Genomic DNA, 23,513 nt, shown 5'->3' with positions numbered 1-23,513 from the left:
TTGTCTTATTATCGGCGCGTGATTAACTGACTATATGCTTTACCACTTAGCTTTACTGTTCGTACTTGTGTATCGTAATCAACATGAACAATTCCGAAGCGTTTTGAATAACCTTCTGCCCACTCGAAATTATCCATTAAGCTCCATGCAAAGTAGCCAGCCATGTTTACGCCTTGCAGTATTGCGTCATTCACAGCATTTAGGTGTGCATTATAATAGTCAACACGGTCTTGATCGTTTACCTCTCCATCTACCATTTTGTCAGCCATCGCAGCGCCATTTTCAGTGATATAGATTGGCGGTAACTCATATTTTTCATGTAAAGAGACTAATAACTCAGTCAATGCTGGTGGATATATCTCCCAGCCGATATCTGTCATTGGCGCTTGATGAGGCAGTTCATGATAATAATCAGTGTCACTTGCTTCATAACGTAATCGGGTATAAAAGTTAACGCCCAAGAAGTCTAATGGTTGGCAAATAATCTCCATATCGCCAGCTAGAATGTCAGGTCTATGAGCGGCTGGCAACTGTTCGATAATGTCAGGGTAAGCTCCTTGCATTACTGGTTTCATATACCATTGGTTTATGTAGTCATCAGCAAAAGCTGTTGCAGCTAAATCGGCTTCGCTAGACGATACAGGATAACAAGGAGTAAAGTTAAGTACGATACCGTTAAGTGACTCTGGGCTATTTTTATTTAGTACTTTCATAGCTAAGCCATGTGCAAGCAGCAAGTGGTGGGCAGCTTTACGTCCAAATTCTCGGCCTTTGATCCCAGGGGCATGAACACCAATTTCATAGCCTAAATAAGAGCTGCAGAAAGGTTCATTCAAGGTCGCGTATGAATAGACTTTTCCTGATAAGGCCTGACTTACTAGGTCTACATAATGCGCAAATTCGTAAGCAGTTTCGCGATTTAACCAGCCGCCTTTATCCTCTAAATGCTGTGGTAAATCCCAGTGGTATAAAGTGACGAATGCTTTAATATTTCGACGCATTAACTCGTCTAAAATATTAATGTAAAAGTTAATACCTTCTTGATTTAAAGTGCCATCTAATTTTATGACTCTTGGCCATGAAATAGAAAGACGGTAAGCATCTACACCCAAAGAGTCGATTAGTTCAATATCGTCTTTCCATTTTTTGACATGCTCGCAAGCGAAATTACCATTTGAGTTATCAGCGATTTTTCCTGGAGTCGCGCAAAAGGTGTCCCAAATACATGGAAGGCGCTTATCGGCAGCTCCTTCTATTTGAAACGAAGCTGTCGCAACGCCATAGATAAAGTCTTTGCTAAGCATTGTTGAGTTTTTTGGTAACGTGAGCTGAGTCATGAAATGAAACCTTTGGTAAACAAGAGCAAGTAAATCTTGCGGCTAAATTTAAAATTTTATGGTAGCGCTTCCATAAAATTACCGTAATAAACCATAAGGGTGTTTGGTGTTTTGTGGTAGCGCTTCCATATTTAGGTTAGAGGCTAATCTGCAAACGGTCAACCGTTTATTTTATTTAGCTCGAAATATACAGTGAAAATCTGCTTTATCTTTTAATAATTAATAGGTTAATGGTTTATTACTTTTATAACTTTAGCGCTAATTTAAGAGCTAATAACGACGTAACTAAGCTAGGTGCTGTATTATGTTGCTAGCTTTAACTTTTTACAGCCAGCACGCTCAGCTCTTCAATAGTTAGGAAAGTTTAACGCTTATAAGTATCGTCAAAAGAGACATCATTTAGCTTGCAATTAAGGTAAAGCCGACATTTTTGATGTGGCTTTACAGTTCGTTTAATTATAAGTATTTTAGCAATAGTGATGCCTTTTTAGACTTAAGTATCTACAGGGCAGTATTGTTCAATAAACGCTCTATGTGTCGGTAATTGTTGTAAGCGTTGCGCTATTTGCTGTTTGATCCCCTGCATAAATCGGCTTAGCTCTTGATCATTCATCAAAGAAGCTACGTGATGGTATTGCTCCGGCATTATGCCTTGCCCAAGCATGACTTGCACCCAAGAGTCGACGCGGAAAATATCACCATCATCTAAGAAAACTCGTCCAGTCTCTTTAAACAATGCGACTTTATGGGCAAGTGACTTAGGTGTTTCCATTGTTTTACAATGCTGCCAAAATTCACTGTCATCCCTATCGGTGACTTTGTAATGCAAAACAATAAAGTCACGAATACTTTCAAGCTCTGACTGTAATTGTTTATTGTATTCATCAATAGCGTGCTGGGTTATGCCTGTAAAAGGAAATAATCGCATAAAGCGAATAATCCCAGTCATGATGAGGTGGATACTGGTTGATTCAAGAGGCTCTAAAAAACCACTGGCAAGACCCAGCGCTAAACAGTTTTTGTTCCAACCCTTGCGTCGTCGGCCAGTTTTAAATTTGATAATTTTTGGTTCGGTGAGAGTTTCACTGCTTAGATTATTTAATAATAACTGAGTTGCATCATGGTCTGATAAATAACGGCTACAATAGACTAAGCCATTGCCAACTCTATTTTGTAAAGGAATTTGCCATTGCCAACCTGATTGATGAGCAATGGATCGCGTGTAAGGAGCGATTTCGGGTGTCCCTTTCGTTTGAACTGCTACTGCACTATCGCAAGGTAATAGATGTGACCAGTCTTCATAACCAGTATGTAAGGCTTGCTCTATCAGTAAACCTTTAAAACCAGTGCAATCAATAAAGAAGTCACCCGTTATCTCTGTGCCGTCATCGAGCAATAAACTCTTTATAAAACCATTATCAGCATGCTTATTTACTCGTTCAATTTTGCCCTCAAAGCGTTTTACACCTAGATTTTCTGCAAACTCTCGTAAGAATGCCGCATAACGGCTAGCATCCATATGAAATGCATAATTAATTGGGTTATGAGGGCTAATACCAAATTTCCCCTGTTTAGCTGCCTGTAATTCATAGCAGTAATCTCCAAAGTCGTCTTTATTCCCCATTTTTTTTGCATGTAACCAAAAATGATGAAACTCGCCAGCCCAACATTCTTTACCTGTCATACCAAAAGAGTGAATATAGTCACTTTGTGGCTTGTGCCAGTTCTCGAAGCTGATCCCCAATTTAAAGGTTGCTTGGGTAGCTTTCATAAAAAGTTTTTCATCAATACCTAGTAATTTATGAAAGGTGCGAATAGGTGGAATGGTTGCTTCGCCAACACCTACGGTGCCAATGTCGTCCGATTCAACTAAGCTGACTTTAATATCTTTATTTAGTAATTTGGCTAACGCAGCTGCGGTCATCCAACCGGCAGTTCCGCCGCCAGCGATGATCACCTGTTTGATTGATTGTTGTCTCATGTTGCCACCTTACTCCCTTGTAATTGTTCTAATAACAGTCGATTAGTGGGTAATTTTTGTAAGTATTGTGCAATCTTGTTGCGGTTGAGTTGGTATAGTTGTTCTGCTTTGTGGCACTTTTGGCCATCAAGTTTTGTGGTTAGACTGGTTTCAAACCCCATACCGTACAGCACATATTGATAACTTGCAGAAGAAAAGATTTCTTCATTTTCGACCAAATCAAATCGGCTGGGTGCTTGATACTGCCACAGTGTTAACAAGTTCTGTAATTCAAGTGGGATACTATTAGGGTTGCGGTTAGCATGCCAATAACCATTATCATCACGATTACTCAATACATAATGAAGTTTTAGGAAGTTAATGACTTGCTCCCAGCGGTATTTAAAACGTTTATTAAACCGGGTACTTAATAGCTGCATGTGATCTTGGTCTACAGGCATTTGCTCACTTAGCATACTGATACTAAGTTCAACCATGGCTAACGCAGATGCCTCTAATGGTTCTATAAAGCCTTGTGACATGCCAATCGCGACACAGTTTTTATGCCAAAATATTTCTCTGTAACCCGGGGTAAAACGAAGTGTTCGTGTTTCAATTTTGTCTGCTTGTTGAGTGCCTATCGTTTGTGCCGCGTAACTTTTTAGTGTTTCTATTGCGCTTGCTTCGTCACAATATTTATCGCTAAATGTATAGCCAATTCCGCGTCTGGTTGGTAAACCTATATCCCAAATCCAACCAGCGGATTGTGCAGTTGATAATGTCGCAGAGGCAATATTTTGAGATTGGCTTTCGTATGGTATTTGGGCTGCTACTGCTGTGTTATTAAATAGAATGTGGCTTTGATCTAAAAACGGGATTTGATAATGCTTGGCGATTAATAGCCCTTGACTACCTGAACAGTCAATAAATAAGTCACCTGTTATCGCTCCATTATGCTGTGTGCTGACACTTTTAATGTAGCCCTGCTCATCGTTATTTGCACAAATCACATTATCAACAATATGCTTTACGTTAAGCGTATTTACACAATGCTGTGTTAAAAAGCGTGCAAATTTATGAGCGTCTAAATGATAGCCGTAATTTGTAACACCAGCATACTGTGGTGTATTAATCTGTTTTGGCGCTAGTGCTGCTTGGCAAATAAAGCTTTGCATATTCATAGCATCAGCATATTTTTGCTGAGAAAATAATTGCTTCCAAGCAGCATGAACATCATATTCATAGTAGCCTTCAGGAATCATAAAAGGGTGATAATAGTTATCTCCTTGCTGTTCTCCTCGCCAATTGATGAACTTTGAACCTTGTTTAAAGGACGCATCACATTGACGTAAAAAGTCAGTTTCTTTGACCCCAATTCGCTGTAAAGTATTTCGCATTGACGGCCATGTGCCTTCACCAACACCAGAAATACCAATATCAGCAGATTCAATGAGAGTGATATGAAGATGTGGATGTTCTTTTGCTAGTAATCCGGCTGTAAGCCACCCCGCAGCGCCACCGCCAATGATCACAATATTATTAATTATTTTGCTCATATGCTTACTTTAAATATAAAGCCGCTTCAATAGGAGCGGCTTTTTATCAATTCACGCTAATCGTGAACTTTTGGGGATCTAAATTGACGCTATTAGCGTTAAAAATATCTAATTAAGAATAACTAAATAATAACGCCTTTCTATCCCCAAGAGCCCACATATTATGTAAATTGCTATTAGACCGTATACTCTTGCTTCAGCAATAGCTTAGAAGTTATAACGTACACCTAAATTGTAGCGAGCACCATTTTTGTCTAAATTCCATAACTGCGCTTTGTATCGTCCATGTTGGCGGTTGTCTTGCTCTGTAATGTTAATTCCCTCTAAAAAGAAAGAGAGTTTCTCACTATAGTTATAAGCTACATTAAAATCGACTTGGTAATACTCTTCAGTAAATGCAGGTTCATTTACATAGCGAGCCGCATTGTTTAAGAATTTATCACGCCAGTTATAGGCTATACGAGCTTGAAATTTATCATTTTCGTACATTGCAATTAAGTTAGCTGTGTCACTTAAACCTACTAATGCAAACTGCGTTGTCGTAGGATCTGCTGCGACATTAAAGTCAACATCGCCATTTACAATCGTGTAGTTTGCTTGAATACCAAAGCCCGAATCACCAAAGAAATGTTGGATAGCAAATTCATATCCGTCAATTTTTGCATCTTTATTGTTAGTAGGAACTTGAGCTGTAAATTCCATTAGTGGATCATCGCTGTTAGGCAAGATATCGTAGGCTGCTTCAAACTCTTCATAAGTCATTGAATCAAAAGCAACTCCATTTTCCATGGCTGCAACCATTTGGAATAGGTTTGAGTCAGTTACGGCAAGACCTCTAGCCTCTAGTTCAGCTTTTGCTGCTTGAGCGCGGGGACCTGCTGAAACATCTCGTAAGTCATAGTAATTTTGAGTCATTGGTGTTAAACCAATAAAATTATCAACTTTTTTATTGTAATAACCGACAGAAACATAACTAACATCGCTGTAGTACCACTCAGCTGAAACATCGATATTATCTGATTCAAGCGGTACTAAGCCTGGGTTACCCGTTGAAGCTGGTGCATTAGTGGTACCTGGAATTAAACTTGGCCCCGTTGGTACTCCAACCGTTGCTGCAGAGCTTAAATTATCATAAGTAGGTCGTGCGATTGTGGTGCTATATGAAGCACGAATTTTTACATCATCAACCACGTTAATATCAAAATCGATACTAGGTAGAAAGTGATTATAATCAGAGCTTAGAGAGTAATCTTGTTTGTCAGTGCCATATCGCACATTAAAATCGTTATTACCTTCCCAAGCGACTGCATTTGGTAAGTCAATATTTGCTGTTGATGTGATATCTGTGGTTTCGTAACGAGCACCAACTAAGAGGTTAAATGGCATATCACCAATTTCACCTTGATGCTTATATTGTACAAATGCAGCTTGAATATCTTCTTTAATAGTACGATTTGTTGCAAATGCGCCATCTGCTGCAAAATTAAACCCGTATTGGCTTGCTGCCCAATAACCAATTTCTGACGCGCTGCCAGTGAAACCTTGATCAAATGAACCTGAGGTATTGTAGCCGTCTAATTCACTTAAGAAATTTGTCGGGTCAAGGTAGCCATCAGGTAACTCACCAGGGTTTTCGATACCCCAGTTACCCATCGTATTACGAGTAAGTGACTGCAATGAATGACTTTCCATTGAGCGTGACTCAATACCAAAGTCTATTACCCCTGACTCAATTTCATATTTACCAAGTAATCGGAATTCATCAACCGTTGATTCTTGGCGTGCAAAGTTAGAATCAAGTATAGAAGTACCAACGTCATCTTGGTCTAACACTCCATTACAGTTTAAATTAGTACGACTACAATCATCAAAATCAATCACCATAGAGGGTAAATCACGACTAAAATCGACTTCTTGAGAAGCGACAATATTCGCTCCTAACCCTGCATTTACCCAGCTGCCATAAGGCGCATCGGGCTCACTCGTTGCTTTTGAACTATGCGCATCAAATACAAAACTGAGTTGGTCATTTACAAAGTATTCAAGATTAAGACCAATAGAGTCATTTTTATTAAGTTGATTGAGCTCTTGTAACGCTAAGCCTAGATCACGCGTTGATAGATCGCGGCGTTCTTCTTTATAGTAGATTGGTGTTTTAACCGCATTGTCATCAAAGATTAAGTGCGTTTTATAGTTATCCATCCAGATTGACTGCTCAGCACGTGACTCGAATAACTCTTGTTGAGAGTAGGTGTAATCAAGTGTTGCGGTAAGTGACTCTACAGGACTATATTGCAGTGTTAGCTGCGCGTTTGTTCGAGTGCGTTCACGATCGGCGATTGTGTAACGAAGATCGGAAGGCATTGAATAATATTGCCCCATTGCAGGTGCATTTTCGATGATGATGTCATCTGCAGATTGAGGAATTGTGCCGTCGTATGCAGTCGTTCTCCATTCGTTAACAAAAGCACCTGCTGCCGAACTATCACGTTTTTGAACGCTTGCAGTAAGTGATACACCAAACTTCGCTTCTTCGTCAGTCCAACTAAAGATACCTGAGATTTCTGGTGTAATATCATCGCCGACACGATTAGTTGTATCGTGCATAGCTTTTACACCAACATTGGTAATTAAACCTGGATTGTCTAGAGGGCGGGCAGTATTAATGTTTATTGTGGCCCCAATACCACCTGATGCAATATTTGCTTTTCCGGTTTTATAGACTTCAACTGACTTAACACTTTCTGATGCCAAATTAGCAAAATCATATGCACGAGAATTTGGAGAGCCACCGCCAGCAGGAAGTGAGGCTGCTGGCATAGTACGCCCATTTAAAGTCACCATATTATAATCTGGACCAAAACCACGTACTGTTACTTTTGAGCCTTCACCATTACTACGGTCTATCGATACACCTGTAATACGTTGCAAAGATTCTGCTAGGTTAGTATCTGGGAATTTACCTATATCTTCTGATGAAATAGCATCAACAACACCTGAAGAGTAGCGCTTTAATTGGGTTGATTCTTTAATACTTCCTTTAAATCCTGTTACTTGAATGACTTCAATGTCATCGTTGTGTTCAGACTGCTCTGCATAGGCAGAAAAGCAGGTGCTAGCACCTAAAAGCAAAGATAAGCTAGAAGCTAACTTTGTTCTTTTGAAGTTATGGCTTGGCATCAGGTTTCCCTCATTTTTATCATTGTTATTCATGCAATTAGGGCATGATATTGTTGTCGAAAATAGATTATTAAATGCATCTGGAAGCGCTACCATAAAGAGGTTGAAAATCGCCCTTATGAAAGCGCTTCCAGAAAAGGGTAGTGTGATTTGCAGTTTACGTCAACAGCTATATCAATAAATTGTTAAAAAAGTTGTGTGAAAATTAAACGAGGAATGGGTCGGTTTTGACAGCTTCTATCGCAACGAAATATTTAAAAACTGTTTTTATTTCAGGAGCTTAAAAAGTAAAGTCAAGATGGTAACTATATGAAATACAGTGTTTTTAAATAACGGATAGTAAAAATGAGTTGGCTCTTTTTAGGGTTTTAAATAAGCAAACTTGCTTCTGTTAAAGTGTACTTAAGGAGTTTGCAATTGTTTATGGTTAAGTGAATTGTCGGCCAAAGTAATTACTTTTCCAGAGTGGCTTGTCGTTTGATCTAGATCAAAGAAACTTCATTCGCAGCCATCTATATTACGCGGCTGCAATTTTCGCTGCTTTTTGAATTCTAGATTAGCTTTTAAAGGCAATACTCCATCATCGTGCTTAAAGGTGTGTCATGGCATTACTCATCAATAACAAATGTATTAACTGCGACATGTGTGATCCTGAGTGCCCGAATGAGGCTATTTATATGGGGGCGAAGATATATCAAATTGACCCTAACAAATGCACTGAATGTGTTGGGCATTATGATAATCCTACCTGTGTGAGTGTGTGTCCAATTGACTGCATTAAGCCAGACCCAAATCACCGAGAGTCACTAGATGAATTAGCCGACAAGTATGTCAAATTAACCTCACAGGCTTGCTAATCCTTATCGATATAAGTGCCCAAAACTAGCATCTCATACTGAATGTTCTACAATCACATTAACAACAATATGTTAGTGATTTAATCTAGGGCGTTATATGTGGTTCAATAAAGCATTACAAAATGAAATAGCAGCATTAAATGCTGAGCTCCATCCACTCAAGGGCCTTATTTCAGGCATTGATGAAGAAATGCTGGTATTGAAACTTCGTAAAGATCGTACGATTTCTTACATGAATCAAAACTTTTTAAATGAGTTTGGTTATCCACATGAAAAGTTAATTGATGCTCCTTTTCAAACGATTATAACCCCTCAATCACGCAATACTTATCAGTTTTCAGACTTAAATAATGCACTTGCAAATCAACGACACTGGGTAGGGCAAATGCAGGTTGCTCGTTATGATGGGCAGGTTGAGTGGCTGTGTATTATTGTTCAACCAGTTTTAAATGAGCATGGTGAATTTAATTATTATGCTATTTATGGTTCTGTATGTACGGATGTAATTGCCACATCTCGTGAAAATAGTGATGTTATTAATGCGATAAACCGCTCAATGGCTGTTATTGAATTTGATCTTGAAGGAAAAGTCATTAATGCAAACCAGCTGTTCTTAGATTCTATGGGTTATAAGAAAGAAGAGATTGTTGGCAAGCATCACCGTATTTTTTGTGAATCAGAGGTTGTGGAGTCATCTGAATATGCGCAGTTTTGGCAGCAATTAAGGCGAGGAGAATTTATTGCTGATCGTTTCAAGCGTGTTGACCGATACGGTAACACCGTGTGGCTTGAAGCGTCATACAATCCTATTTTTAATGATTTTGGTGAGCAATATAAAGTTATGAAGTTTGCAACGGTTATTACTGAACAAGTAAACCGTGAACTGGCAACCACGCAAGCTGCAGAAATAGCTTACAGCACATCGGTTGAGACGGACAAACTGGCTCAGCAAGGAGCTGATGTTTTGCGTAACACGATGAAGGTGATGGCAGATCTTGCTCAGCAAATGGAGCAAGCTGCAGAGGAAATAACGGCGCTCGATAAGCAGTCACAGCAAATTTCAAATATCGTAGAAAGTATTAGTAGTATTGCTGAACAAACCAATTTACTAGCGCTTAATGCTGCAATTGAAGCAGCTAGAGCAGGTGACCAAGGGCGAGGGTTTGCTGTGGTTGCTGATGAAGTAAGGCAGTTAGCTTCAAGAACCTCAAAAGCAACTGAAGAAATTGTTGATGTAGTACAACACAACCAGTCACTAACCAAAAACACCGTAAAAGTGATAGAAGAAGGTAAGATACAAGCTGAGCAAGGGCTCTCGTTGTCAAATGACTCGGGTAAAGTGATGGAAGATATTCAGCATGGCGCTCAACAGGTGGTTGATACAATTGGTCAGTTTGTAAACAAACTTAAATAGTCTTATATGCTTAGCCTAGTTTTACTAGGCTTTTTATTATTTCAAAAAATTAAATTATTTCTTATTTTCACCCGAGAAACTTCTTATTGTCGTAAAAGCTGAGTTTTTATTCATTCAATTCGGCTAAAATCATTAAAAGTTACAGCTCATGTAGTTCTTAGAGTACTGCTCTGTGTTGTTTTCATATGATTTTAAGGTGAGAAGAGCCATGTTTTTTACTCAGCCATTGAAGAATAGAATTGCCGATTTAGAGAATGAATTATTTAGTGTTATGCAAGTAAAAGATACTTTAGACCAGAGTATGTTTACTTTAGAGCTTGATGAAGATGGCTATATCCTCTCGGTTAATGAGCACGTATTAACTGAGCTTGGGTATTCTGAAAAACAATTGCTTGGCAAATCTTTACTTGATTTTGTCCCTGATACTGCCCGAAAAACACCCCATTATGAGCTTTTTAAGCAAGCGCTATATGAACAAACCGTTTGGGTGGGAGCTGTACAGCTTATAAACGCAAAAAATAGCCCAGTATGGTTGCGTGTTTTTTTACACCGTGTTGTTAACAAAGATAAGCAATTTCAAAAAATTACTCTGCATGCAAGCGTATTGACGCGGACCATTGAAACCTCCCGTGAAAATCAGGATTTAGTGAAGGCAATCCATCGCTCAATGGCTGTGATTGAATTTGATTTAAATGGTTATGTGCTTAAAGCAAATGAGCAATTTTTAGCGGGGGTTGGTTACACAGCACAAGAAATTATTGGTAAGCATCATAGTATGTTTTGTGAATCTGATGAAGTTGGCTCTGATCAATATGCCGACTTTTGGCAAAAGCTACAACAAGGTGAATTTATTGCTTCACGCTTTAAACGTGTCGATAAGCAAGGTGATCCTGTGTGGCTTGAGGCAACTTATAATCCGATCTTTAATGAGCAAGGTGAACTTTATAAGGTTGTAAAGTTTGCCACTGTCATTACAGAACAAGTTAAGCTTGAAATGGCTATTTCTCAGGCCGCAGATATAGCCTATAGCACTTCCACAGAAACCGACAAGATTGCTCAGCAAGGTGCTGAAGTATTGCATAACATGGTGCAAGTTATGGATGCGCTAGCAAAACAAATGGAACAAGCAGCGCAAGAAATGGCTGCCCTTGATAAGCAATCGCAACAAATAGCTTCACTTGTGCAAAGCATAGGAAGTATAGCCGACCAAACCAATCTATTAGCATTAAATGCTGCAATTGAGGCTGCTCGTGCTGGCGAACAAGGAAGAGGGTTTGCTGTGGTTGCTGATGAAGTAAGGCAACTTGCCCGCAGAACTTCAAACGCAACCATTAAGATTGTTGATGTGGTGCAACAAAACCGTGTGCTTACACAAAATACAGTTGGAGTCATTCAATTAGGTAAAAGCAAGGCAGAACAAAGTTTCAGCCTTGCTACTGAGTCAGGAAAAGTGATGGCCGATATACAAAATGGCGCTCAAAAAGTTGTTGATGCTGTTGGGCAGTTTGCTGAACAACTCAAGTAGCGTTATCGATGTTTGTACTGGGTTTTACAGTAGCCGCGAGTGATATCAGGGTTTCGTAGTTTTAAGTGTTTAGTTTGCCTACCTGCTGCGCGTTTTCGCCAAAGTTTAAAGCTCGAGCTTGTTAATTGTTCACGCATTAACGCGATAACGCTTTTTTCATTTAAACCAAATTGCTGGTTTATTGCCTCAAACGGGGTTCTGTCTTCCCACGCCATCTCTATGATGCGTGATATTTCATGATCTAAGTGCTGCATTACGACTCCTTTTTGTTTGCTTATACGTACATGCAGCAGATTTGGATTATAAGATATCGTGTTGCCAGTGCTCAGCTAAAAAGTCGATGAACGCTCTGACCACATTTTGTTGGAAGTTACGCGATAAGTACACCGCCCATAAATGAGAGCCTATAGTTGTATGCTCTGGTAGCACTTTAATAAGCTCACCTGATGCTAAATAGTCATTGGCGAGATCGCAGGGTAAATGAGCCACCCCCATTCCTTGTTTTACTGCTTTTAAAAGCACACCCATATCATTGGCAACAATGTTGCCCTTAACAGTCACTTTTTGAGTGTTGTCGTCGCGTTGAAATTGCCAAATATTGTGTTTGTTATGAATAAGGCAATTATGTGCAGTTAAGTCATTTGGCTCATTAATCGGTAGGCTCGCAGCTAAATAGTCGTTTGATGCACACACTGCGGTTGCGATATACATTAGCTTACGGGCAATGAGTCCTTCATCGGGCTGGTGGATATAACGCAAAGCGATATCAACGCGGTCATCAACCAGCTGCGATAAACTATCTGAGAGTAACAGTTCAAATCGCGTCTGTGGATGGCGTTTGGTGAACTCTTCAATGGCATCAAATAGTTTATGTTGGCCAAGCCCAATCGGAGAGGCAACTCGAATGGTACCCACCAATTCGTTGTTGTGGCTGTGTGCTCGGCTTTGTAAGTCAGACACTTGATTGAGTATTTGCTGGCAATAGCTAAGGGCCTCTTCACCTTGAAGAGTTAAACTGACTTTTCGTGTTGTGCGATGAAACAACCTTAAATTTAGCCACTTTTCAATATCTTGAATATGCCTAGAAACTTGTAATCTGCTTAAACCTAAGTGCTCAGCGGCCTGAGTAAAGCTGCCTGTGCGGGCAACTTCGACAAAGCTAGTAATTGAGTTGAGTTTATCCATTGGTATCTTAAAGTGAAACAATGTGTATCTATATAGTGTATTTATCAGTAAATAGTGAACAAGTAAACTGCCATCATTGAAACAAACAATGGAGAATTCCTCATGAAATTAGCAGTTATTGGCGCAACAGGTTGGATTGGCAGCCACATTACATCAGAAGCATTAGCACGTGGTCATCAAGTTAATGCGCTAGTAAGAGACGTAAGTAAAGTAACGCAAGATAATGTTACTGTGACTGAATTTGATTTAACAAAAGACGATATTGCAAGTGCTGCTGCAGGTAGTGATGTTGTTATTGCGGCAATTGGTGGGCGTGCTTTAGGTAACCATGAAATTGTTGCAAACACAGCACAGCAATTGCTGAATGCACTTGCCGGTACTGGCACGCGCATTTTATGGGTGGGTGGCGCAGGTAGCTTAGAAGTTGCACCGGGTGTAACGCTTGTATCAAACCCTGATTTTCCTGCTGAATACAAAGCAGAAGCAATCGCTCAAGGCGAAGCGCTTGAAGTATTTAAAGCGTCAACAACAGATACGCCATGGACGTTTGTATCACCAGCTGCGGTTATTTATCCCGGTGAGTCAGAGCGCCCATACCGTGTTGGTGGTGATAGCTTCTTTACTGATGCCAACGGCGAAAGCAAAATATCAGTAACCGATTATGCGAAAGCGATGCTTGATGAAGCGCAGTCTGCAGCGCATTTAAATCAACGTATTAGTATCGCTTATTGATACTTTTCTCAGGCTCATAAAATGGTATTCTTATGCGATGTTTTTTAGCTGATTTTATCATGATATGAGCCTATTATTTTCTGTTGCGCTTGCAACAATTCCTGCCTTACCCGAAGCAGTTGCAAATAATGCTGTCGCAAAAGTTGTTGTAAATGAACAAGCTTATTTCCTAAGTTTTATGGGAATAGGAAAAGGGAAAGCACACCATGATATTCATAATAAAGTATGGGTACTCAAAGTTGGTGAGTCGGCATGGCGAACAGCAAAAGCGGTACCGAGTAGCCAGCCTCTAGTTGGACGTTTAGCGAGCACCGCAGTGGGTGTTGGTAAACATGCCTATGTATTTGGTGGCTATACTGTAAGTGCGGATCATCAAGAAATTTCTACCCCTGATGTATATCGCTACGATGTACTTACGAATTCTTACACGCAACTCGCCAATATGCCCGTGCCTGTTGATGACAGTGTGGCGCTTTCGTACCAACAACGTTACATCTATTTAGTCAGTGGTTGGCATAACGATGGTAATGTTAACTTAGTACAAGTTTATGACACCAAAACAGATACTTGGCAACAGGCTTCGCCATTTTTAGGCCAGCCAGTATTTGGCCAAGCAGCGGCAATTAGTGGCAACACAATTTTAGTGTGTGATGGTGTAAAAACGCAGGCCAATGCAGATAAACGTCGTTCTTTTGCTGCGGTTGCACAGTGTTTAAAAGGCACTATTGATGCTAATAATCCATTAAAAATAGATTGGCGTACCGTGCCACATCCAACAGGTGTTGCCCACTATCGTATGGCTGCAACTAGTTTTAATGGTGATATCTATATGTTGGGCGGTTCTGCAAACCCATATAATTACAATGGCATCGGATACAACGGGAAGCCAGCACCGGCGAGTAATCATGTTTGGCGTTTTGATGTTGATAAAAACAATTGGCAAATGATGCCAAAAGCTAAAACTGCAAGTATGGATCATCGTGGTTTATTAGAGCATCAAGGTAGTTTGTACCGTATTGGTGGTATGGACAATAATCAACAAGTGACTGCCGATGCACTTGGCTATAAGGTTGAATTATCACTATGAATACACTTTATATCACAGGTGCCGGAGTCAGTGCCGCAAGCGGTATACCGACCTTTCGTGGCGAAGATGGATTTTGGACCATAGGCAGTAAAAATTATACGCCGATGGAAATGGCAACCCGCGCCATGTACGAAAACAATCCGCGAGAATTTTTAGCTTGGTATTATCATCGTTTTGCAACGTATCGACACCATGGGCCCAATGAGGTGCATCATTGGTTGAGCGATAAAAACCTTATTACACAAAATATTGATGGCCTCGATGGCAAAGCCGGTAACACGGATTATATTGCTATTCATGGTCGTTTGGATCAAATGACACTGTTTCACCATCAAGGTGTTGATGTGATGGCCTTCAATGCGCCGTGGGATAAAGTTAACGAAGACAACCTACACAACTCATTGCTTGAGGTGTTCAATATCAATAATGAAAGCCCCAAGCTAAACGAATCGTTTAAGCCTTACGTGTTGTTATTTGATGAGTATTACACTGAACTTTATCGAATTTCTGAGGCGCAACAGCGCATGCTCGATGCCGATAAAATTGTGTTTATAGGCACCTCTTTTAGCGTCAATATTACGCAAATGGCACTCGATATAGCACGCAGCCAGGGCATACCCATTGAAGTAGTTGACCCCGAACCTACCCATGTATTTCATCCTAATGTGACATACCAAAAAATGACTGCGCTTGAATATATCCAGCAGCAGGGATAAAAATAAGGCGCTTAATTTAGCGCCTTATTTCATTATTGCTGTTCAGCTTTTATTGCTGTGATGTTTAACCGCGCTTGTAAGGGGTCTGGTAAAAATTCTGCAGTCCCTGATTTACTCATTTGCAGAATAAAAGACTCATCATTTTTATAAGCTTGCCATGTTGGTAGGCCGGGGCCATTTGGGGTGCCTAATTTAATAAAATTAGTCACATAACGGTGCATTATTTTAGCAGCTTGCTTATCTTGCTCAGTGGTGACATGGCCATATTTCGCTGCCACAGTATTAAAAAAATACGGAATCTCGCTGGCGTGTTCAGCACCGAGTTTATCTAAGGTTTGCGCTACATAACCAAAACGATACAAGAAGGCATCATTACCCATATCTGTCACACGCTTTGCAACGAACCTTGCTGGCTCTTGCATTAAAGCATCCTGTCCAACTTGGTAATTAATTATTGGCAGTGGGGTGTCGCCTTGTGCATCGTAAGCCATTTTGGCTTGTATCGAGTGAGGAGCAAAGCTTTCAAATAGCGCCTCTTTTGAAGAAAAGTTTGCAAAGCCTAAATCCATATCAGTTGTGCCGACCATGGTAGCAACATGGCTAAATGTGCCTTTACTCAAACGTGCTTCAGTTGAAGCATTTATGATGATGCCATCAATGATTGGCCCACCTACGTAAGTAGACTCATTAGTACTTTGTTTGTTTAATGTACTTAGGTTGAGGTTTCCAACGACTTCTTCAGCAGATAATTCACGTAATGCCGCCAGCGCATTCTTATCACTACCTAAGATAGTGTGTTGCTTGGCAAAGTTTTCACCAATTTTTTCGGCGCTTAATACTGAGTCGTCATTGCTATAAAGTGGCAACTCGTTAAATAACTCTCGCCCGCCAGCAGACATAATAATCGCTTGTTGAAATAAGTTATTTGCTGCAGGAGTTTGCATCATCGCGTGTACCGATGCACCGCCAGCAGATTCTCCCATCAGTGTCACTTTTGAAGCATCACCACCAAATTGAGCAATATTCTGTTTCACCCACTCAAGAGCCGCAATTTGATCCATTAATGCGTAGTTACCCAATGCATCGTTTTCAAAACGAGCAAGTGCAGGGTGAGCAAAAAAGCCAAATCGGCCTAATCGATAATTAAAGCTAACAAAAATAATCCCTTGTTTAGCAAAGCTTTCACCTGAGTAAACAGCGGGTGATGCGCCGCCATTTACAAAGCCACCGCCGTGTATCCAGACGACTACAGGATAAGGTGTATCGCTGTGTTTAGTCGGTTTAAATACATTTAGATAAAGGCAGTCTTCCGAAGGAGTTGTTGTAAGCGGTGCAGCATCTGCTGCAAACGGCTTTTGCATGCAGTCAGGGGCGTAATCGCTCAGTACTTTTACATCTTGCCACTTTGGCACAGGTTGCGGTGCTCGCCAGCGTAACTCTCCCACTGGAGCTGCTGCATAGGGAATGCCTTTATACGCAATAAATCGCCCTTGCTGCTGCCCTTGAATAAGCCCACCAGTGACGGCGATATGATCAGATTGAGGTTGTTCTTGGCAGCCTTGCAAAAATACGGCAGAACCTAATAGAAAAGATGAGTAAAAAATCGATTTTAGAATACGCGATGTCATAACAAAGCCTAGGCTGTTTAGGTATGGCTTATAATATTAACATATTCATATAGTAACAACGAGAAAACCAGCATAGCTTCAAGTAACTATGCTGGTAAGAAAGTTATAATAACTTTATTCAGAAACAGTGAAAGATACGTCTAAATCTTCACCTGCTGTGACTGTAATTGGTTTTACTTGATAAAGCGTAAATGCTTCGTCTTGAGTTTCGGCATCATCAATGTGTGCTGCACAGGTGTAAGCTAGTTGGTAGTCACCTGGTTTTACAAACGCAAGTTCAAATTCGTATTGGTTATCTTCGTTATCGAAAACAACGTTAGCGGTTGCAAGTGGTGCATCAGCGGGCGTGTCGTCTTCGCTTACTTCGTAGTTGTCCATTGGCATTTCTATATCGCTGTTGTATAGATAAACAGCGTGACCAAACGAGCCATCAGTCATTGCAATGTCTATGTTATCTGTTTCACAAAAAGCGATTAGCTCTTCGCTTACCGTGCCTTCAATGTCTTGCGATTCAGCTAAGTTTTCTAATCTCACACCGCGAGGTTTTAAGAAGATCTCGTCGCTATTTTGTGGGTCAACTAATGACTTTTTAAGGTCAAACTCAAGAACAAAATCATTACCAGCTTGGTTAAGTGTGAAGCCATCAAGTTGGATTTCACCAATACCATCGTTGCCTTTACGTTTAACAACAAGTGGTGCAATGCTGTCATCCTCATACACAACATGCGATGTCATAGTTAAATCGTTTGTGTCGCCATTAATAACATCGGCACGGATCCATTGATAATCACCTGCTGGCACTTCTTCATCTTCTAATAATGAGAAAATGTCATCACCTGTGTAATCTAGTAAGTTAACCATTTCAGGCATGGTTTCATCATCTTGCTCACGAGTTTCGAAAGTGAACTCTTCACCACCTTGGCTTTTAAGCGTGATTGAATCGAACACAACATTCACAGCTTTTAAACCTGTTACTGGTGCGTCAGAAACTCCAAGCGTGAATTGCGCAGTTTGTGGCTGCGGATCTACAGTTTCTTTTTTGTCGTTGTCTGAGCCACAACCAACAAGTGCAAATAAAACGGCGCTGCTAAGTAATGTAGTTTTGAAGTTCATTGTTTCTTCCCTTGTGTTCTAAAAATTTATTAATAGTTTAGTCACCAAAACTTAATGTAAGTTGAATTGCTTTAACTGAGTTAAGATCCGCGCGTTTGTACCTTTTTAAAAGCTAGTGAAAGGCGGTTTAATAAAAACTGCCAAATAAAATCTCAATAATGAACAAATCCATTTTTCTTCCACATTTTGTTGTCAACATGGCAAAAAATAAAATCTTAGGAACAAGAATGACAGTCATCGATTTAGAGAAACGCTATGAATCTAGGAGCTTTGCACTGTTAAGTGCACTTAACATGCTTTTATTGGTGGGTTTTATTAATAGCAAAGCAGAAGTGAGTAGTTTTATTTTTAGTTTTTTAGTTTGCGGCATTTCGCTGTTATTAGGTTTGTTAGTTGTTAATTCTAAACGTAATTTTACTGTGTGCCGCCATGGTGTGCATTACCGTAATTTACTAGGACAATGCCGTCAAATGGATGCAAAAAAAGTACAGTCGATTCATCACTATTCAGTGTTAGGCATTCGTACTGTGATAGTTATGGCTGAGAAGCGTATATGTATAGCACCTTTTTATAGTCTAAATGATAAGCACCAACAGCGACTAAAACGCTATGACAACGACTTATTTGACTGGCTAAAAACGCTACAAAAAACCAATGATTTTTGTTAAGCAGGTTATTTTGACCTGCTTAACAATCGTTAAATATTTAAGTTTTATATCGACTTACATTCTGTTCTAACTGCGTTGCGGTGTTATTTAATTCATCCATATATGAGGTCGCAACATCGGTATCATTAGCAGTCTTGTTGGCAATATCAACAATAGTGGTCATGTTTTGATTAATCGCTTCTGAAACTGAAGTTTGCTCTTCAGCGGCAGTGGCAATTTGTGCATTCTGCGAGGTGATGGTATTAACCGAAAGCAGTACTTCATTGAGCGCTTTTTCGACTTCGCTTGCTTCGTTCACACTGGTTGCACTTCCTGATTTTATTGATTGCATAATGCTGTTTACAGTTGTTGTTCCTTGTTGAACCTGCTCAATCATTGCCTCTATTTCGTGAGTACTATCTTGAGTTCGTTTGGCAAGGGTACGCACTTCATCAGCGACCACCGCAAAGCCTCGGCCAGCTTCGCCAGCACGTGCCGATTCAATTGCTGCATTAAGTGCCAGTAAATTAGTTTGCTCTGCAATATTTCGGATCACATCGAGTACACTGCCAATTTGGCTAGATTGCTGATTTAGCTGATCAACCGCATTGGCACCTTCATCAACTTGCTTAGCAAGGCCGTTAATTACTTTTATAGCGATAAGTAACTGGTTATTAGCCTGTTTTACTAGGTGATCGGCATGTTCTGCCGCAGTTGATGCTTCTTGAGCGCTTCGTGCAACTTCCATTGAAGCTGCCGACATTTCGTTTATTGCCGTTGCAACTTGCTCACTTTCTTCATGTTGACGATTAATACCAGCATGCATATTGGCAAGAAGCTCGTTGAGTTTATGTGACGCTTGATTCATCGATTGCGATGATTGGCGAATATCAATAACCATTTTACCCACGTCATCAGCAAAGCGGTTAAATGAACTGCCAAGTTTGCCGAGCTCATCGTCTCGTTTCACCATTAATCGTTGGGTTAAATCACCATCACCTTGTGATATATCGTTCATTGCTAGCACGGTTGTGTGTAGAGGGTTGGTAATACTGCGCGATACCACCATTGCAATAGCTGCTGTAATTGCTACTGCGAATACAGAAGCGATAACTGTATTTATAAAGGCATTATCGATACCTTCATTAACTCGTTGTTCTGTCATTGCAACTTGTTGTTCAAGACCACTGATCCAAAAACCCGTTCCAAGTACCCAATTCCATTTAGGTACTAAAGCGGCATAACCGAGTTTAGGATTCACACTACCATTGGTATTTTTCCAAGAATACTGCACATAGCCACCGCCTCTTTTTGCGGCATTAATGAGCTCTCGTATCAAATAAACCCCATTAGGATCTTTAAAATCATAAAGGTTTTTGCCCTCAAGTGAGGCGTTAACGCCATGAGCAACGTTGACGCCTTCAACGTCATAGACAAATACATAACCTGTATCACCAGCATCATCAAAGCGTAAGTTACGTAAAATGCTTTTTGCCTTATCTTGTAGCTCCTCAGTATTAGAGCCATTATCTTGAGCTATTAGATGAGCAATTGAACTCATGGCAATTTTTTGGTAATTGCTGACTTCAGATTTACGATCGCTTTCCATTTGTGTAGCAAAACTTTCTACTGTTTGTGCGCCACTTTGTTTTGATTGCACATAGTTGTAGAGTGTCAGCATAATCGCAATGAGCAAAGGGGGAAGTAAGGCTAAAAAAAGTACCCGTTCCTTTATTGATAGCGCCATTTATCGCTCCTAATAGAAATTCGCAATACTATTTTAGTGGTATTAAAAAATTTTATTAGTCGACTTTATGGTTATATGAAAAGGTCTATTAAGCGATTTACGTAAGCTGTTTATAAAAGTACACGGTAGCATCAAGCTCGCCTGTTGAGCTTTTCGCAAAGTCTGGGATTGTGCCTGCCTCTAAATAATTAAGTTTACGATAGAGATAAGAGGCGGTATCACCTTGGCGAGTATCAAGTACCAGTAACTTAATGCCTAGAGTGTGGGCATCGTTTTCTAGATTGGACATTAGCTGCTTTGCGATGCCTTTACCTTGATGTTCGCTATGTACCATTAGCTTTTCTACTTCGCCACGATGAGCACCATTGGCTTTAGCGCACAAAGAAAGCTGCACTGATCCAATCACCGTATCACCATCAAGGGCAAGGTAAAGCCGACGGTAAGGGGTCGTTAAATCGGCATCGACCCCTTGCCAATAGTCTTGGGCTGACTTTAATGATAAAGGGGCAAGAAAGCCAATTGATGCGCCACTGGCAACGCTATCAATCAGTAAACTATTGAGTGATTTAGACACACTTTTAATAGAATGAACTGCTTTAATTTTCATTAATTATTCTTGTTGGAATGGATACACAGAGCCTAAGTTAAGTAAGCTGGTTAACTCATCAAGTGCCTGATAGCTTTCGGTTAAAAGCAGTGGATCAGCAAAGTCATCACTACTTAAAGAGTCGCGGTAATGCTTATTAGCCCAACTCACTAACTGGTTATATTTTTCTTCACTAAAACGCACCCCAGGATTGACCGCTGCCAATTCATCACTGTTGAGTGCAACACGTAAGCGCAAACAAGCAGGACCGCCACCATTTTGCATACTTTGGCGTAAATCAAAAAAGCGTACTTGTTGAACTGGATTATCCGCTAAAACCATTTCTTGAATATAGTCGTGTACCGCTTGATTACGCTGACATTCTTTTGGTGCAACAAGTAACATATTGCCATCAGCTAAAGTGATCAACTGACTATTAAACAAATAGCTGCTCACGGCATCTGTGATACTTACTTTATTGGTTGGCACCTCAATAATATGCAGTGGTTTATTGCCAAGGTAAGCCTGTTTAATTTGCTTAAGCGCACTGGGCTGGTTCAAAAATGCTTGTTCATGACACAAAAGTACATTGCCATTAGCCACCGCAATTACATCGTTGTGAAAGACGCCTTGGTCTATTACATCAGGGTTCTGTTGAATAAATAACTGATTTTCTGGCTTAAGCTGATGTAAGCGGGCAATTGCTTGAGATGCTTCAAGTGTTTGTCTTGCAGGAAATTTAACAGGCTTTGGTAAGGCACTATTAAAACTACTTGCACCATATATAAAAAGCTCAAGCCCTGTATCTGCATGACTGTCGCATAGGCGATTATGGTTTGCTGCGCCTTCATCACCAAAAAAGCCTTGATCTGGTAAGTGAGTATGATGGCTAAAATAACGCTCGTCGTTAAACATGGCTTTTAACAATGCCGTAGTTGTCACGGGCTCTAGTGAGCGGTGAAATTTGTTATTTAAGTTAGCAGCCGTAAAGTGCACTTTGCCATCAAGAGTATCGGCAGAAGGTGAAATTGTTCCTGCATTGGCTGTCCACATTGCTGATGCACTGTAACATGCTCTTAATAGTATCGGATCTGCCTTAAATGCTTTTTCGATTATTTGCTTATCGCTGCCTTTAAAGCCTAGGCGTTTTAGCACATTAATGTCGGGGCGAGCATGAGGAGCAAAAATACCTTGCTCTAGACCTAATTCGTGCATCGCCTTCATTTTTTCAAGGCCTTGTAGCACGGCCTCTTTGGGGTTTGAATGCGAAGAGGCGTGACTTAGTGAAGCGACATTGCCATACGATAATCCCGCGTAATTGTGAGTAGGCCCCACTAAGCCATCAAAGTTTACTTCTACTGCGTGCATACTTATTCCATCATTGTTGTGCGTAAATTTTAACCATACAGAAATTATTTAGCTGAAGCTAGCTAACTCCATTTCTACATTGCGTAAGCTTTGCTGCAAACGCTTCTGGGTAGCAATTAAATACGCCTTTTGCTTGTTCTGTTTAACTTGTTGCTGTCGTGCAGCTTTGTATAACACACGCTTAGGAATGTCGTACTGCGCCGACGCTTCGGTAATTGTTAGTTGATGAACCGAAATTTTTTTAAGTGCTTCAATAAATGCGGGATCATTATTTAACATAGCGACGCTCCAAATCTGCAGTATTATGCGGATCGTTTGCTTCATGCATTTGCCATGTGCTGATGTCTAATCGCCAAAGTAGATAAAGAGTGTGAAAGAAGTTAGTCACGTTAGTCTCCTTGTTAGTGCCAGTTCATTTTAGCTATTGGAAGATCTGTGCCAAACCGTCATTAAATTTAAATGTATTAAAAATCAATTGGTTAATATTCGGCGGTAAGGGCGCTCCTGATATTAGGCACTAAAATAGTGAAAGGTAAGTACTGTAATGCACTTTAATGATGCGTGTTATTATTGTTGAGTGAGGAAAAACGCGATGTGAAATCGCTGCTACATGCTCGCACCTCCGTATCTCGTAACTTGAATCTTAACTTTTTGTTTCGCGCGCCAAGCTAGCGTGACGCCTACGGGGAGCAGCGGCTTTATGCCGCGACATGGTTGAGGTAGGAGGATACGAGAATAAAACGCGATGTAAAATCGCTTATATGGACTCCTCCGATTGCACAAGCCTTTTTTACATTAAGCTGATGTGATTGCGTACTTATATACGGGCTCTGATGAGGCGCTACCTCGGCCACTTCGATGTTTTCGCGCCCTTG

19 protein-coding genes are annotated in these 23,513 nt (G+C 40.4%); 7 read left to right on the top strand and 12 right to left on the bottom strand.

Annotation, left to right across the window (positions count from 1 at the left end; genetic code table 11):
* Positions 1-8: 8 nt before the first annotated feature.
* The 4 genes from L1267_RS16330 to L1267_RS16315 form a co-directional block, all read right to left on the bottom strand.
* Positions 9-1,337 (bottom strand): GH1 family beta-glucosidase, encoded by a 1,329-nt coding sequence (locus L1267_RS16330; RefSeq protein WP_063527689.1) that lies wholly within the window; start codon positions 1,335-1,337, stop codon positions 9-11.
* 493 nt (positions 1,338-1,830) lie between these two features.
* Positions 1,831-3,318 carry a tryptophan halogenase family protein gene (locus L1267_RS16325; RefSeq protein ID WP_235383447.1) on the bottom strand — a complete coding sequence of 496 codons (1,488 nt, stop codon included), beginning with the start codon at positions 3,316-3,318 and terminating at the stop codon, positions 1,831-1,833.
* Complete coding sequence (locus L1267_RS16320; protein WP_235383446.1) at positions 3,315-4,853, bottom strand: tryptophan halogenase family protein; 1,539 nt, start codon at positions 4,851-4,853, stop codon at positions 3,315-3,317. The genes L1267_RS16325 and L1267_RS16320 overlap by 4 nt, the downstream gene beginning before the upstream one ends.
* Before the next feature lie 207 nt (positions 4,854-5,060).
* On the bottom strand, positions 5,061-8,033 hold the full coding sequence (locus L1267_RS16315; RefSeq protein ID WP_063529643.1) for a TonB-dependent receptor: 2,973 nt from the start codon (positions 8,031-8,033) through the stop codon (positions 5,061-5,063).
* 602 nt (positions 8,034-8,635) lie between these two features.
* On the opposite strand from L1267_RS16315, the gene L1267_RS16310 reads away from it, so the two are divergent.
* The 3 genes from L1267_RS16310 to L1267_RS16295 all read left to right on the top strand — a co-directional run bounded on the left by L1267_RS16310 (position 8,636) and on the right by L1267_RS16295 (position 11,829).
* Positions 8,636-8,890 (top strand): YfhL family 4Fe-4S dicluster ferredoxin, encoded by a 255-nt coding sequence (locus tag L1267_RS16310; RefSeq protein WP_135926816.1) that lies wholly within the window; start codon positions 8,636-8,638, stop codon positions 8,888-8,890.
* A gap of 97 nt (positions 8,891-8,987) precedes the next feature.
* Complete coding sequence (locus L1267_RS23780) at positions 8,988-10,304, top strand: methyl-accepting chemotaxis protein (protein WP_063529392.1); 1,317 nt, start codon at positions 8,988-8,990, stop codon at positions 10,302-10,304.
* A gap of 208 nt (positions 10,305-10,512) precedes the next feature.
* On the top strand, positions 10,513-11,829 hold the full coding sequence (locus L1267_RS16295) for a methyl-accepting chemotaxis protein (protein WP_235383445.1): 1,317 nt from the start codon (positions 10,513-10,515) through the stop codon (positions 11,827-11,829).
* Between the two features lie 2 nt (positions 11,830-11,831).
* Here the strand turns inward: L1267_RS16295 and L1267_RS16290 are convergent, their stop codons facing one another.
* On the bottom strand, positions 11,832-12,083 hold the full coding sequence (locus L1267_RS16290) for a TIGR03643 family protein (protein ID WP_135926818.1): 252 nt from the start codon (positions 12,081-12,083) through the stop codon (positions 11,832-11,834).
* A 46-nt stretch (positions 12,084-12,129) separates the two neighbouring features.
* Positions 12,130-13,014, bottom strand: a complete 885-nt coding sequence (locus L1267_RS16285; protein WP_138558233.1) for a LysR family transcriptional regulator — start codon at positions 13,012-13,014, stop codon at positions 12,130-12,132.
* 102 nt (positions 13,015-13,116) lie between these two features.
* Between L1267_RS16285 and L1267_RS16280 the strand changes: the two genes are divergently transcribed.
* From L1267_RS16280 to L1267_RS16270, 3 genes are all read left to right on the top strand, one after another.
* On the top strand, positions 13,117-13,746 hold the full coding sequence (locus L1267_RS16280; protein WP_235383444.1) for an NAD(P)-dependent oxidoreductase: 630 nt from the start codon (positions 13,117-13,119) through the stop codon (positions 13,744-13,746).
* Between the two features lie 64 nt (positions 13,747-13,810).
* Positions 13,811-14,833: a Kelch repeat-containing protein gene (locus L1267_RS16275; RefSeq protein ID WP_235383443.1), complete on the top strand. Its 1,023-nt coding sequence runs from the start codon at positions 13,811-13,813 to the stop codon at positions 14,831-14,833.
* Positions 14,830-15,549, top strand: coding sequence for an SIR2 family NAD-dependent protein deacylase (locus tag L1267_RS16270; protein ID WP_235383442.1), 720 nt, complete (start codon positions 14,830-14,832; stop codon positions 15,547-15,549). Before L1267_RS16275 ends, L1267_RS16270 begins: the two co-directional genes overlap by 4 nt.
* Before the next feature lie 32 nt (positions 15,550-15,581).
* Here the strand turns inward: L1267_RS16270 and L1267_RS16265 are convergent, their stop codons facing one another.
* Positions 15,582-17,177, bottom strand: a complete 1,596-nt coding sequence (locus L1267_RS16265) for a carboxylesterase/lipase family protein (RefSeq protein WP_235383441.1) — start codon at positions 17,175-17,177, stop codon at positions 15,582-15,584.
* Between the two features lie 114 nt (positions 17,178-17,291).
* Complete coding sequence (locus L1267_RS16260) at positions 17,292-18,290, bottom strand: DUF4382 domain-containing protein (protein WP_235383440.1); 999 nt, start codon at positions 18,288-18,290, stop codon at positions 17,292-17,294.
* A 227-nt stretch (positions 18,291-18,517) separates the two neighbouring features.
* On the opposite strand from L1267_RS16260, the gene L1267_RS16255 reads away from it, so the two are divergent.
* Entirely contained in the window at positions 18,518-18,958 is a 441-nt protein-coding gene (locus L1267_RS16255) for a hypothetical protein (RefSeq protein WP_138558229.1), read from the top strand.
* A gap of 37 nt (positions 18,959-18,995) precedes the next feature.
* Here L1267_RS16255 and L1267_RS16250 read toward each other — a convergent pair whose 3' ends face one another.
* The 4 genes from L1267_RS16250 to L1267_RS16235 all read right to left on the bottom strand — a co-directional run bounded on the left by L1267_RS16250 (position 18,996) and on the right by L1267_RS16235 (position 22,917).
* Positions 18,996-20,684 carry a methyl-accepting chemotaxis protein gene (locus L1267_RS16250; protein WP_235383439.1) on the bottom strand — a complete coding sequence of 563 codons (1,689 nt, stop codon included), beginning with the start codon at positions 20,682-20,684 and terminating at the stop codon, positions 18,996-18,998.
* Positions 20,685-20,781: 97 nt separating this feature from the next.
* Positions 20,782-21,291, bottom strand: a complete 510-nt coding sequence (locus tag L1267_RS16245) for a GNAT family N-acetyltransferase (protein ID WP_235383438.1) — start codon at positions 21,289-21,291, stop codon at positions 20,782-20,784.
* 3 nt (positions 21,292-21,294) lie between these two features.
* Positions 21,295-22,638 (bottom strand): N-succinylarginine dihydrolase, encoded by a 1,344-nt coding sequence (astB, locus tag L1267_RS16240; RefSeq protein ID WP_235383437.1) that lies wholly within the window; start codon positions 22,636-22,638, stop codon positions 21,295-21,297.
* Between the two features lie 48 nt (positions 22,639-22,686).
* Positions 22,687-22,917, bottom strand: a complete 231-nt coding sequence (locus tag L1267_RS16235) for a helix-turn-helix domain-containing protein (RefSeq protein ID WP_168246765.1) — start codon at positions 22,915-22,917, stop codon at positions 22,687-22,689.
* Positions 22,918-23,513 lie beyond the last annotated feature (596 nt).

The organism is Pseudoalteromonas sp. OFAV1 (assembly GCF_021532595.1).
GTDB lineage: Bacteria > Pseudomonadota > Gammaproteobacteria > Enterobacterales > Alteromonadaceae > Pseudoalteromonas > Pseudoalteromonas lipolytica_C.
Note: the sequence above shows the minus strand (reverse complement) of the source record. Positions and strands in the feature narration are given on the sequence as shown.